The sequence below is a fragment of the Hydrogenophaga sp. T66 genome (genome assembly GCF_057219855.1).
Map to the genome: position 1 here is coordinate 106,752 of NZ_JBXVVX010000002.1, position 12,142 is coordinate 118,893.

Consider the following 12,142-nt stretch of genomic DNA (forward strand, 5'->3'; position numbering starts at 1 on the left):
GGCGGCCATTGTCAAACCGAGGCGTTCTGGTCGCGGAACCCCTCAACTGGAGTCAGTCATGCAATTCGTCGCTTTTGAGCGCGCCAAGCAGGGCACGGGTGCGAGCCGCCGCCTGCGCAACACCGGCCGTGCGCCCGGTATCGTGTTCGGTGGCAACGTGCCGCCGGCCCTGATCGAACTCGATCACAACGCCCTGTGGCACGCCCTGAAGAAGGAAGCCTTCCACGCCTCCATCCTGGACATGGAGCTCGGTGGCAAGGTCGAAAAAGTGCTGCTGCGCGATGTGCAGTACCACGCCTACAAGCCGCAAGTCCTGCACGTGGACTTCCAGCGCGTGGACGACAAGACCCGCCTGCACAAGAAGGTGCCGCTGCACTTCACGGGCGCGGAGAATTCGCCGGCCGTCAAGAATGACAAGTGCCTGGTCAACCACATCGTTACCGAGATTGAAATCGAGTGCCTGGCGGTCCAGCTGCCCGAATTCATCGAGGTGGACCTGAGCGCCGTGGAGAAAGGCGCCACCCTGCACACCGGCGATCTGAAGCTGCCCAAGGGCGTGAAGATCGTGACCCACGGCCGCAAGGACATCACCATCGCCACCATCGTGGAGCCGGTGGAAGAGGTCGTGGCTGCCCCGGTGGCCGCCGCTGCCGACGACAAGAAGGGCAAGAAGGGCAAGAAGTAAACGGAGCCCCCACGCTCCGCCGCTTCGCGGGTCGCTGCCCCCCGAGGGGGTGCGATCCCGGCTGGGGGCGGCCCGGCGCCGGGATCCTGGCCCCCACGCTCCGCCGCTTCGCGGGGGTCGCTGCCCGCCCTGCTTCCCCGAAAGCCCGCCTCGTGCGGGCTTTTTCGTGGGTCGTCGTCTTTGATAATGCCGTCCCATGATTCGACTGATTGCCGGCCTTGGCAACCCGGGCCCCGACTACGAAGACACGCGCCACAACGCCGGGTTCTGGTGGGTGGATGAGGCCGCCCGCCTGCTGAAAGCGCCGATGGCCCTGGAACGCAGCCATTTCGGGCATGTGGGCCGGGTCAGCGTGAATGGTCAGGCGCTCTGGCTGCTCGAGCCCCAGACCTTCATGAACCTGTCGGGCAAGTCGGTGGCGTCGGTCGCGCGCTTCTTCAAAATCGCGCCGGATGAGGTGCTGGTGGTGCACGATGAGCTGGACTTGCCGCCGGGCGAGGTCAAGCTGAAAAAGGGCGGTGGGCACGCGGGCCACAATGGACTGCGCGACATCCACGCCCAGCTCGGTAGCGCCGACTACTGGCGGCTGCGGGTGGGCATCGGCCACCCCGGCAACAAGAACGACGTGGCCAACTGGGTGCTGAAGAAACCGTCACCGGACGACCGCATCGCGATCGCGCAAGCCCTGGACCGCAGCCTCAAGGCGCTGCCGCACCTCATTGCCGGCGAGATGGACAAGGCCACGGCGCTCATTCACACGAGCAAACCGCCGCGACCAAAACCGCCCCGGCCGGCGACGCTTCCCGCTCAGCCGCCGATGGGTGGCACGCCCGTGGGCCCGGCCGAGCCCAGCGACTGACCCGCCGCCTGCAAGCGCTGGTATCGCTGCCACAGCGTCTCGTGGTTCTCCACGTGCGCCGGATCGACCGGGATGCACTCCACCGGACAGACCTGGACGCACTGGGGCTCGTCGAAATGGCCCACGCATTCGGTGCAGCGGTTGGGGTCGATCTGGTAGTACTCCTCGCCCATCGAAATGGCCTGGTTCGGGCACTCCGGTTCGCACACGTCGCAGTTGATGCACTCGGCCGTGATCATCAAAGCCATGGCGCGCGTCCTCAGGCTTGCAGCGGGCGCGGCGCCAGGCGCCCGGCCACCGCTGGGCTGACCATGGTGGAGACATCGCCGCCCAGCGCAGCGATTTCGCGGACCAGCGTGCTGCTGATGCATTGCAGCTCCGCCTGCGGCACCAGAAACACGGTCTCCACCGCCGGCCGCAGCTTGCGGTTCATGGCCGCCATCTGGGCCTCGTAGTCGAAGTCGGTGAGGTTGCGGATGCCTCGCACCACCGCACAGGCCCCGAGCTCGCCGCACAGGTCCATGATGAGGCCTTCAAAAGGCACGGCGCGCACCCGCCCCGGCATGCCCTGGGCCGCGGCCTCCACCATGGCGAGGCGCTCGGCCAGGTCGAAACGGGTCTTTTTGTGGTGGGCGCGCGCCACGGCCACCACCAGTTCGTCGAACAGACCGGCCGCGCGGCGGATCACGTCTTCATGGCCCAGCGTGAGGGGGTCGAAGGTGCCGCTGTAGACGGCCAGGCGGGGGCGTTGCGTCGCGCTCATGGCCGGAATTATCCGGCCAGCGGCACCAGGAGGTGAAAGACCACGGCGCCGGCACGGCCCTCGCGGTGAACCCGCAAGCCCAGCGGCGCCAGCCGGGCGTCGTCCCACGCCACAGGCGCCTCGAGGTACACGAAGCCATCTGGGCCGATGGCCGCGGCCGCGGCGCGCAGCGCAGGCTCAAACACGGCCTCCTCGCCAAAGGGAGGGTCGAGAAACACCACGTCCCAAGCTTGTCCGGCCTGTTGACGCAGCACCGTCAAGGCGTCGCCGCGCTGCACGCGCACCGCGTCGGCGGCGCCGAGGCGCTGGACGGTGCGCTGCAGACTGGTGACCAGCGCGGGATCGGTCTCGATCAACCAGGCGGCTGCCGCGCCACGGGACGCGGCCTCCAGACCCAGCGCACCGCTGCCGGCGAACGCGTCGAGCGCGCGCCAGCCGCCGAGCTCCTGACCCAGCCAGTTGAACAGGGTTTCGCGCACGCGCGCCGGCGTCGGCCGCAGCCCGGGCCGGTCGGGCACCGGCAGTTTGCTGCGCTTGAAGCGACCTCCGATGAGGCGGACTTCGTGGGGAGCACTCGAGGCGACGCTGGGCCTGGCGGCGGCGGGCCTGGCCACGGAGGGAGCGGCGGCGGTGCGGCGGGTCGGTGATCGCGGGGTCATGCCCGAGCTTACTGCGGCGCGCCCACGACCACGGTCACCAGCCGGTCGGGCTGCAACACGCGGTTGAACGCGCGGCGGATGTCGGCCGCCGTCACGCGCTCGACCTCGCGCGTCCAGGTGTCGAGGTAGTCCAGCGGCAGGCCGTTCCAGCCGATGTTGGCCACGTTGTCGAGGAGTTTGCGGTTGCTGTCGAACCGCAGCGCGAAACCGTTCACGAGGAAGGCCTTGGCACCGGCCAGCTCCGCCTCGGTGGGGCCGTCGGCCATGAACCGCGTCAGGGTGTCGCGCGCCACCGCCACCGCCTGGTCGGCCTGATCGGGGCGGGTGGTCAGGCCGATCTGGAACGCACCGGCGTGGCGGCCGGGGGAGAAGTAGCTGTAGACGCTGTAGCTCAGGCCACGGCGCTCGCGGACCTCGGTGGTCAGGCGCGACACAAAACCGCCGCCACCCAGGATGTAGTTGCCCACAAAGAGCGGGAAGAAGTCGGGGTCGCTGCGCGAAACGCCGGGTTGGCCGATCAGCACCTGCGCCTGCGCGGCGCGGGCAAAGGGCAGGCGCAGATCCACAGGCGCAGCCAGCGGCGCGACCTCCGGCACCGCGGATACCGGCGGGCAACCGTGGGGGGCGAGTGCGGCGAGCAAGCGGTCGGCGATGCGCTCGGCCTCGGCCCGGTCGATGGCGCCGACCAGCGACACCTGGGCGCGGCAGGCCACGACGTGGCGACGGTAGAAGTCGCGCTGGTCCTCGCTGGTGATCGCCTGGTAGTCGGCCGCGGCCGGTTGGGCGCCGTAAGGATGGTCGCCGTAGACCGCGGCGGCGAAGCGCCGGCCAGCCAGCGTGGCCGGCTGGTTCTCGGCCTCCCGCAGGGCGGCCAGCAGGCGCTCGCGGTCGCGCTGCCACGGCTGGGGCGCCCACGCCGGGTGGGCGAGCTGGCGCGCAGCCAGCGCAACCGCGCGGGCCAGCAGGTCCGGCTCGGTGAGGGTGCGCAGCTGGACCGTGAAGCGGTCGCTGCCCGCGCTGGCGCCGAACTGGGCGCCGAGGTCGAGCCAGGCCTCGGTGAGGCGGTTCTCGTCGAGCGCGGGCGCCCCGTCGGCGGCGAGCAGGCCCGAGTCGAGCTGGCCGGCGGTCACCGCAGCCAGCCCGCGGCGGCCCACCGGATCGCGGCGGCTGCCGGCGTCCACGTCGAGCTGCACGTCCAGCATCGGCAGGGCCGGACTGGGCACGAAAAACACGCGCGCACCGCTGGCGTGGGTCCAGTGCTGGATGGGGATGGCGGCCTGGGCCGCCGCAGCCAGCCCGGACAGGGCCAGGCCGGCCCACCACCGGGCGAACCGGCGCGCGGGACGATTCATCGAGCCATTCATCGAGGCCATCATCGAACGGTTCATCGGGCGGTCTCCGCGGGCGTGTTGGCCGCGTTCGGGGCTTGGGCGGGCGTCGCGGCTGCCTGGGCCAGGGGCACCAGCACGCCGGTGGTGAGCTGGTCGTCGGCGAAATGGCGGCGCGCCACGTCCTGCACCTGGGCCGGCGTCACGCCACGCAGGCGCTGCAGCAGGCGGTCGCCGCCGTCCACCCCCAGCCCGAGGTTCCACAGGCTGCCGAGTTCCTGCGCCTGGGCAAACACCGAGTCGAGCTTGTAGACCTCGTTGGCCATCCACTGCGTCTTCACGCGCTGCAGCTCGCTCTCACGCACGCCCTCGCGGGCAATGCGCGCGATCTCGGCCTTGAGGGCGGCGGCCGCCATCTCGGGCGTGACACCGCGCGCCGGCGCGGCGGTGAGGGTGAACGTGGCCGGGCCGCGACCCAGCAGGCCGTAGGACGCACCCACACCGTCGGCGATGCGCTTGCCGGCCGTGCCTTCGCCCTGCACCAGCGCGCGGTTGAGGCGGGCGCTGCTGTGACCGTCGAGCACGGCGGCCAGCACCGCCAGCGCCAGCGCGTCGCGGTTGGCGGCGTCGTCGGCGCCGCTGTAGCGTGGCACCTTCCACGCCAGCGCCACCAGCGGCTGATCGACCACGGCGCGGTACTCCATGCGGCGCGGGCCGTGCTGCACGACCTCTTCGCGCGGCTTGCGCGCCGGCAGCGCGCGCGCCGGGATGGCGCCGTAATGCTTCTCGGCGAGCGCGCGCGCCCGCGCCGGGTCCACGTCGCCGGCGATCACCACCGCGGCGTTGCCGGGCACGTAGAAGCGCTGGTGCCAGTCGCGCACGTCCTGGGGCGTCATCGCATCCAGATCGTTCATCCAGCCGATGATCGGCCGCCGGTACGGGCTGGTCTGGAAGACGGTGGCGGTGAAGGCCTCGAAGAAGCGGCCGCGGGCCGACTCGTCGGTGCGTTGCCGGCGCTCCTCCTTGATCACCTCGATTTCCTTGGTGAACTCCGCGTCGTCCCAGCGGTTGTTGGCGAAGCGATCGGCCTCCAGCGCCATCACGGCCTCCAACCGGTCGGCCGGCACCTGCTGGTGGTAGGCGGTCGCGTCCCGGCTGGTGAAGGCGTTGTCCCGACCGCCCAGGGCCGCCACGCGCCGCGAAAACTCGCCGGGTTTCAGGCTGGGGGTGCCCTTGAACATCATGTGCTCCAGCGCGTGGGCGACGCCGGACGTGCCGTCAACCTCGTCGATCGATCCGGCTCGCACCCACAGCATGTGGGCCACCGTGGGCGCGCGGCGGTCGGGTTTGACGATCACGGTCAGGCCGTTGGCCAGGGTGAACTGCTGCACGGCGGTGGACGGACTGGCCGCGGCGACGGGCCACGCCAGGGCCAGCGCCACGGTGCCGGCGCCCGCGAAGGACAAGGGTCGTTTCATAGAATCCGATGATTCCAGAGATTGGCGAATGTTCTCGTTCTTCCGCAAAAAAGCCCCGGCGCCGGCCGCCACCCCCGAACCCGCGGTCCCGGCGGCAGACGCTGCGGCATCGCCATCACCGTCGTCATCGCCCGTTGCCCCTCCGCGCCAGGGCTGGCTGGACCGGCTCAAGGCCGGCCTGCGCAAGACCGGCAGCAGCCTGACCACGGTCTTCACCGGCACGCGCATCGACGACGCGCTGTACGAAGAGCTCGAGGCCGCGCTGCTCATGGCAGACACCGGCGTGGCCGCCACCACCCACCTGCTTGACGACCTCAAACGCCGGGTCAAGGACACCAAGACCACCGAGCCAGCGGCGGTGAAGGCCCTGCTGGCCGACGCCATCGCCGACCTGCTCGCCCCGCTGCAGAAGCCGCTGGTGATTGGCGAGCACGCGCCCACGGTGATCATGGTCGCCGGCGTCAACGGCGCGGGCAAGACCACCTCGATCGGCAAGCTCACGCGCCACCTGTCTGACAGCGGTGCCAGCGTGCTGCTGGCCGCGGCCGACACCTTCCGCGCTGCTGCCCGCGAACAGCTCGCCGTCTGGGCGACACGCAACACGGTGGACATCGTCTCGCAGGACGGCGGCGATCCGGCCGCGGTGAGTTTCGACGCGGTGAGTGCCGGCCGCGCGCGGGGCAAGGACGTGGTGATCGTGGACACCGCCGGCCGCCTGCCGACGCAGCTGCACCTGATGGAGGAGCTGCGCAAGATCAAGCGCACGATCGCCAAAGCGGGTGATACGAAGGCGGGAGATGCGAAGGCGGATGAGGCGAAGGCCGGCGGCGCCGGGGGCGCGGCCCCGCCGCACGAGGTGCTGCTCGTGATCGATGGCAACACCGGGCAAAACGCGCTCGCCCAGGTGAAGGCCTTTGACGACGCGCTCGGCCTGACCGGCCTGATCGTCACCAAGCTCGACGGCACGGCCAAGGGCGGCGTGCTGTGCGCGATCGCGCGGCAGCACCCGGTGCCCGTGTGCTTCATCGGCGTCGGCGAGAAACTCGAAGACCTCGAAACCTTTGACGCGCGCGAATTTGCCCAGGCGCTGCTGAGCTGAACGCGGCCAGCGCCGCGGTGCGACAGGCTCAGTCGTTGTCGCTGTACTGGCGCCAGCGGCCCATGGCCTGGCGCATCGTCAGGATCTGCCGCTCAAAGCGCGGGCAGGCCTCGCACATCGCCAGATGCAGGCGCAAGGCCAGCCGCTCTGACCACGGCAACGCGCGGTCCTCCCGGGCGATCAGCAGGGCGCTGACCTCCTTGCAGGTGCGGCGAAACGGGTAGGCGGGCTTCATGGGGTGGTGGGTCGGGCGAACCAGTTCAGTTCCAGGCACTCGCGCAAACGCAAACGGGCCCGGTGCAGCTGGACGTACAGGTTGGTCGGGGTGAGCGCCAGCTCCTTACAGATCTCGTCGGTGGAGAGTTCCAGCCATTCGCGCATGAGAAACAGCCGGCCCTGCACCGGCGGGAGCCGCTCGGTGCAGGCCTCCAGGACGGCCATGAACTGCCGGTTGCCGAGATCTTGCTCCGGGTTGCCCCAGTCCGCCGGCTTCTCGGCGTAATGGCCATCGGCCTTGAAGGCCATGTGCTCCAGCGGGTCCTCGCGCTCGTCGTCGTCACCGCTGCCCACGCTGATCTCGCGGCCGTGGTGACGCAGCGCGTCCACCACCTTGTGCTTCAGGATGCCGACCAGCCAGGTCTTGAGCTGCGAGCGCTGGGCAAACGCCTGCGGCTTGGCGATGGCCGCCAGCACCGTGTCCGACACCGCGTCTTCGGCCCAGGCGTCGTTGCGCAGCTGCAGGCGGGCGAACTTCATCAGGTAGGGCCGCAGATCGGCCACCTGCTGGGCAAAGTCGGCGTCGGGGTGTGACATATGCCGCGCAGTGTACGTAAGGAATGGGACGGGTTCTGCGACGAACCCATGACGCTTCACTGGAGACAGCCATGCCCCACGTCGCCCCGCACCGCTCCTGGCTCACCACCCTGGCCTTGTGTGCCGCCCTCGCCGGCGCCCTCAGCAGCCCGCGCCTGGCGCAGGCCGAGCCGGCGCTCTCGTCGCCCGTCGAGCTGCGTGGCACCACCACCGACGGCGCCCCCTTTGACCTCGCCCAGCGGCGTGGCCGCGTCGTGATGGTGGTGTTGTGGTCCACCGGGTGCGCGGTCTGCCGCGACAAGATGGCCGAGCTGCGCGCCAACGCCCGCGGCTGGGTCGGACAACCGTTCGAGGTCGTGCTGGTCAACACCGACGCCAACCCGTCGGCCCTGGCCGAGTACGAGCGCCTGCTGAAACTCACCGTGCCAGCCGACCAACGGCTCCTCCAGCTGTGGCGTGGCGCGCCGGGTCACCGCGACACCTTCGGTGCCGCCGGCACGCTGCCTTGGGTGCTGCTGATCGACAAGCAGGGCCGTCTGGTGGAACAGCACCACGGCCGGGTGCCGGCGCCGGTGTGGGACCGGGTGGCCGAGCTGCTTTGACACATGGTTTTCCCTAGCCAAGTAAGAAGGATGCACTTGCACCGACACACCCCCAGTCGGTCATGTCGGCCGGCTCAACCAACCTCCACCGGAGTCACGCCATGAACCACCGTCCCCTGCTCGCCGCCGCCGCCACCTCGCTGATGTCGCTGGCCCTGCTCTCCACCCCGGCCCTCGCGCAAAGCAGCGGCAAGGAGAAGTGCTATGGCATCGCCAAGGCCGGCGCCAACGACTGCGCCAACCTCGCCGGCACGCACTCCTGCGCCGGCCAGTCCAAGGTCGACAACGACCCCGGCGAGTGGAAATTCGTCGCCAGCGGCACCTGCAAGCAGGCCGGCGGCCTGACGGTGGCTGAAGCCAAGGCCAAGCTGGATTCGATGAAGAAGCCGGGCTGAACGGCGGCATGAACGCGGTGCCTGCGCCGTCGGCCGATGTCCGCGCGGGCATCGGCTGGCGCGATCCCCACCACGAAGCCCTGCTGACCCGCCGGCCGGGTCTGGGATTCGTGGAAGTACACAGCGAAAATTTCTTCGCCGCGGGTGGCGCAGCCCGGGCCGTGCTGCGCGCCGGCCGCGAGGCTTACGACGTGAGCCTGCACGGCGTGGGTCTGGCCCTGGGCTCGGCCCACGGCCTGGACGGGCATCACCTGGAACAGCTCGCGCGCCTGGTGGACGACATCGAGCCCGTGCGGGTGAGCGACCACGCGGCGTTTGCCCGGGGCGCAGCGCCGGGCGGCGGCGTCTGGCACGCCAGCGACCTGCTGCCCAGCCCCTTCACCCGGGAATCGCTGGACGTCATGGCGCGTCACGTGCAAGCGGTGCAGGAGCGCCTGCGCCGGCCCATCGCGGTCGAGAACCTCAGCGCTTACCTGCGCTGGCGGGATCACGACATGGACGAAGCCACCTTCCTCAACGAGCTGGCCCGGCGCACCGGCTGCGGCCTGCTGGTGGACATCAACAACCTCTGGGTCAACGCGCTGAACGACCAGCGCCAGGGACGTCTCGATGACCCTGATCACGCGGTGCGCGCGTGGCTGGACGCCATCGCGCCCCACGCGGTGGCCGAGATCCACCTCGCCGGCCACACCGACACCGGCGATTGGGTGATCGACGACCACGGCAGCGCCGTGGCGGCGCCGGTCTGGTCACTCTACCGCCACGCGATCCAGCGCTTCGGCCCGGTGCCGACGTTGATCGAATGGGACACCGACCTGCCACCGCTCGACACGCTGCTGGACGAAGCCGCGCGCGCGGACGCGGCGATGCACTCGGCAGACGGGGTGCCCGCATGAGCGCCTTGCGCCACGCCCAGGACACGCTGCTGGCGGCCTTGCTGGGTCATCCCGCGCGGCCGCCCGCCCGCGCGGCCGCCGAAGCGCTGGCCGACCTCACCGACGTGCGCAGCCACCGCGGCCTGTCGATCTACCGCGCCAATGGCCACGCGCTGGCCGAACGCTGCCTGGCCAGCGTCTACCCCGTGGTGCAGGCCCTGGTGGGCGAGGAGACCCACCGTGCGCTCGCCCGCCACCTCTGGCACGCCCACCCGCCGTCTGGCGGCGACGCGGGCGTGTGGGGCGAGCCGCTGGCGGCCCTCATCGACACGCTGGATGGGCTGGCCGAGCTGCCCTACCTGAGCGACGTGGCGCGCGTCGAATGGGCGCTTCACCGCGCTGAGCGGGCGGCCAACGCCACGGTCGACGGCGCGAGCTTCGCGCGCCTGACCAGCCACGACCCCAACGCGCTGGTCTGGCGTTTGTCGCCCGGCGCCGCGCTGATGCCCAGCGCCTGGCCCGTGGTGAGCCTGATCGAGGCGCACCGGGGGGGCGGCCTGTCGCTCGCGGCGGCGGGCGAACGCGTGGCGGCCCGGCAGCCCGAGACCGCGCTGGTGCACCGCCGCGGCTGGCGCGCGGCCGTGCGCCCGGCTCCGCCCGCCGAGGTCGCGCTGCTGACCACCGGCATCCCGCTGGGCCGCGCGCTTGACGCCGCCCTCGCCGCAGACCCGCACTTTGACTTCAACCCCTGGCTGCACAGCGCCGTCCACGACGGGCTGATCACAGGCATCGACCTCTTCCCACCCACCGATCCGGAGTCCCCATGAATCCCTTGATCGCCGCCTGGCACACCCTGACCCACGCGCTCGACGCCGCGCAACCCGCCGCGGCGCTGGCCGCCCGCGTCTACGTGGCCCACGCCTTCTTCCTCAGCGGCCTCACCAAACTCCGCGACTGGGACATCACCCTCGCCCTGTTCACCGACGAATACCGCGTGCCGCTGCTCTCGCCCGCGGTGGCCGCTGTGGCGGGGACGGCCGGCGAGCTGGTCTTGCCGGTGCTGCTGGTGCTCGGGCTGGGTGGGCGTTTCGCCGCGCTGGGCCTGAGCGTGGTCAACGTGGTGGCCGTGATCAGCCTGGCCGAGATCGCCCCGGCCGCCTGGCAGCTGCACGTGAGCTGGGGACTGGCACTGGCTTTCCTGGCGCTGTGGGGTCCGGGACGCTGGTCGGTCGATGCGGCCTGGCTGCGGCCCTGGGCGGCCCGCCGATGGCCCGCGGCGGCCCACGCCTGAACGCCATGCCGTAAGCTCGCCAGCGTCGTTTCCTCCTCCGTGCACCCAGACCCGCCCATGCCGACCACCCGCCCCACCCCCCTGCGCCGTCGTACCCTGCTCGTGGCCGGCGCCACCCTGCCCTGGCTGCCGGCCGTGAGCCCGGCCCGCGCCCAATCGACCGACGCCTGGACCGCCGTCGAGCAGGCCGCGCGCGGGCAGACGGTGTTCTGGAACGCCTGGGCCGGCAGCGAACAGACCAACGCGTACCTGCAGTGGGTGGCGCAGCAGGTGAAGGTCTCGCACAACATCACGCTGCAGCACGTCAAGATCACCGACACCGCCGACGTGGTCAAACGCGTGCGGGCCGAGAAGGCCGCCGGGCGCCGCGCCGGGGAAGGCACGGTCGACCTGGTGTGGATCAACGGCGAAAACTTCGCCGCGATGAAGAACGAGGGCCTGCTGTTCGGCCCGTTCGCCGAAAGCCTGCCGAACTTCCGGCTGGTGGACGTCGTGGGCAAACCGACCACGCGCAACGACTTTTCGGTGCCCACCGACGGCATGGAGTCGCCGTGGGGCATGGCGCAGTTCACGCTGTTCGCCGACAGCCGCCGCCTGCCGCAACCGCCGCGCAGCATGACCGAGCTGCTGGCGCTGGCGCGCGCGCAGCCCGGGCGCATCACCTACCCGCGCCTGCCCGACTTCCACGGCACCACCTTCGTCAAGCAGGCGCTGGTGGAGTTTGCCCCCGACCCGGCCGCGCTCGGCCGGCCGGTCACCGATGCGGCGCTGGCCACGCAGGCCGCGCCGCTGTGGCAGTTCCTCGACGCGCTGCGCCCGCACCTCTGGCGCGGTGGCCGCCAGTTCCCGCAGAACGCCGCGGCGGTGCGACAGATGATGGCCGACGGCGAGCTGCTGCTGGCCCTCACCTTCAATCCGAACGAGGCGGCCAATGAGATCGCGGCGCGGCGCCTGCCGCCCAGCGTGGTCAGCTGGCAGTTCGACCGCGGCACGATCGGCAACACCCACTTCGTGGCCATCCCGTACAACGCGCGCAGCCCGGCGGCGGCGCAGGTGGTGGCCAACTTCCTGCTCTCGCCCGCCGCCCAGGCGCGCAAGGCCGACATCGCCCACTGGGGCGACCCGACCGTGCTCGATCTGGCCCGCCTGTCGCCGGCCGAGCGCGCGCTGTTCGGCGCTGCGCCGCTGCCCGGCATGGTCACGCGCCCCGCGCCCACGCTGCCCGAACCCCACGCCTCGTGGGTCGATCCGCTGGAGCGCGAATGGGCCCGGCGCTACGCGGCCTGACACCCGCG

Annotated in this window: 16 protein-coding genes; 9 read left to right on the forward strand and 7 right to left on the reverse strand. The window is 71.1% G+C overall.

Annotated features, from left to right (window positions below):
* Positions 1–58 precede the first annotated feature (58 nt).
* Positions 59–685 carry a 50S ribosomal protein L25/general stress protein Ctc gene (locus AC2D80_RS09480; RefSeq protein ID WP_484632768.1) on the forward strand — a complete coding sequence of 209 codons (627 nt, stop codon included), beginning with the start codon at positions 59–61 and terminating at the stop codon, positions 683–685.
* Positions 686–881: 196 nt separating this feature from the next.
* On the forward strand, positions 882–1,544 hold the full coding sequence (pth, locus tag AC2D80_RS09485) for an aminoacyl-tRNA hydrolase (protein ID WP_484632769.1): 663 nt from the start codon (positions 882–884) through the stop codon (positions 1,542–1,544).
* On the opposite strand, the gene AC2D80_RS09490 is transcribed toward pth, so the two are convergent.
* From AC2D80_RS09490 to AC2D80_RS09510, 5 genes are read right to left on the reverse strand one after another with little or no spacing between them, the layout of a single operon-like run.
* Positions 1,493–1,792 (reverse strand): YfhL family 4Fe-4S dicluster ferredoxin, encoded by a 300-nt coding sequence (locus AC2D80_RS09490; protein WP_484632770.1) that lies wholly within the window; start codon positions 1,790–1,792, stop codon positions 1,493–1,495. The genes pth and AC2D80_RS09490 overlap by 52 nt on opposite strands.
* 11 nt (positions 1,793–1,803) lie before the next feature.
* Positions 1,804–2,307 carry a pantetheine-phosphate adenylyltransferase gene (coaD, locus tag AC2D80_RS09495; RefSeq protein ID WP_484632771.1) on the reverse strand — a complete coding sequence of 168 codons (504 nt, stop codon included), beginning with the start codon at positions 2,305–2,307 and terminating at the stop codon, positions 1,804–1,806.
* A gap of 8 nt (positions 2,308–2,315) precedes the next feature.
* Positions 2,316–2,966: a 16S rRNA (guanine(966)-N(2))-methyltransferase RsmD gene (gene rsmD, locus AC2D80_RS09500; protein WP_484632772.1), complete on the reverse strand. Its 651-nt coding sequence runs from the start codon at positions 2,964–2,966 to the stop codon at positions 2,316–2,318.
* Between the two features lie 8 nt (positions 2,967–2,974).
* Positions 2,975–4,354, reverse strand: a complete 1,380-nt coding sequence (locus AC2D80_RS09505) for a M16 family metallopeptidase (RefSeq protein WP_484632773.1) — start codon at positions 4,352–4,354, stop codon at positions 2,975–2,977.
* Positions 4,351–5,772: a M16 family metallopeptidase gene (locus AC2D80_RS09510; RefSeq protein WP_484632774.1), complete on the reverse strand. Its 1,422-nt coding sequence runs from the start codon at positions 5,770–5,772 to the stop codon at positions 4,351–4,353. Before AC2D80_RS09510 ends, AC2D80_RS09505 begins: the two co-directional genes overlap by 4 nt.
* A 28-nt stretch (positions 5,773–5,800) precedes the next feature.
* On the opposite strand from AC2D80_RS09510, the gene ftsY reads away from it, so the two are divergent.
* Positions 5,801–6,871: a signal recognition particle-docking protein FtsY gene (gene ftsY, locus AC2D80_RS09515; RefSeq protein ID WP_484632775.1), complete on the forward strand. Its 1,071-nt coding sequence runs from the start codon at positions 5,801–5,803 to the stop codon at positions 6,869–6,871.
* A 28-nt stretch (positions 6,872–6,899) separates the two neighbouring features.
* On the opposite strand, the gene AC2D80_RS09520 is transcribed toward ftsY, so the two are convergent.
* Together AC2D80_RS09520 and AC2D80_RS09525 are read right to left on the reverse strand one after the other, a co-directional pair.
* The gene (locus AC2D80_RS09520) at positions 6,900–7,106 is read right to left on the reverse strand and encodes a zf-HC2 domain-containing protein (RefSeq protein ID WP_484632776.1); all 207 of its coding nucleotides are present in this window, start codon (positions 7,104–7,106) and stop codon (positions 6,900–6,902) included.
* Positions 7,103–7,684 carry a sigma-70 family RNA polymerase sigma factor gene (locus AC2D80_RS09525; RefSeq protein WP_484632777.1) on the reverse strand — a complete coding sequence of 194 codons (582 nt, stop codon included), beginning with the start codon at positions 7,682–7,684 and terminating at the stop codon, positions 7,103–7,105. Before AC2D80_RS09525 ends, AC2D80_RS09520 begins: the two co-directional genes overlap by 4 nt.
* A gap of 71 nt (positions 7,685–7,755) precedes the next feature.
* Here AC2D80_RS09525 and AC2D80_RS09530 point away from each other — a divergent pair, with 71 nt between their 5' ends.
* From AC2D80_RS09530 to AC2D80_RS09555, 6 genes are all read left to right on the forward strand, one after another.
* A complete protein-coding gene (locus AC2D80_RS09530) occupies positions 7,756–8,286 on the forward strand; it encodes a peroxiredoxin family protein (RefSeq protein ID WP_484632778.1) in 531 nt (176 codons plus the stop codon).
* Positions 8,287–8,387: 101 nt separating this feature from the next.
* Positions 8,388–8,681: a BufA1 family periplasmic bufferin-type metallophore gene (locus AC2D80_RS09535; protein WP_484632779.1), complete on the forward strand. Its 294-nt coding sequence runs from the start codon at positions 8,388–8,390 to the stop codon at positions 8,679–8,681.
* Positions 8,682–8,689: 8 nt separating this feature from the next.
* On the forward strand, positions 8,690–9,577 hold the full coding sequence (locus AC2D80_RS09540; protein ID WP_484632780.1) for an MbnB/TglH/ChrH family RiPP precursor modification enzyme: 888 nt from the start codon (positions 8,690–8,692) through the stop codon (positions 9,575–9,577).
* Positions 9,574–10,383, forward strand: coding sequence for an HvfC/BufC family peptide modification chaperone (locus AC2D80_RS09545; RefSeq protein WP_484632781.1), 810 nt, complete (start codon positions 9,574–9,576; stop codon positions 10,381–10,383). Before AC2D80_RS09540 ends, AC2D80_RS09545 begins: the two co-directional genes overlap by 4 nt.
* Positions 10,380–10,847: a DoxX family protein gene (locus tag AC2D80_RS09550; protein ID WP_484632782.1), complete on the forward strand. Its 468-nt coding sequence runs from the start codon at positions 10,380–10,382 to the stop codon at positions 10,845–10,847. Before AC2D80_RS09545 ends, AC2D80_RS09550 begins: the two co-directional genes overlap by 4 nt.
* 57 nt (positions 10,848–10,904) lie before the next feature.
* The gene (locus AC2D80_RS09555) at positions 10,905–12,134 is read left to right on the forward strand and encodes an ABC transporter substrate-binding protein (protein ID WP_484632783.1); all 1,230 of its coding nucleotides are present in this window, start codon (positions 10,905–10,907) and stop codon (positions 12,132–12,134) included.
* Positions 12,135–12,142 lie beyond the last annotated feature (8 nt).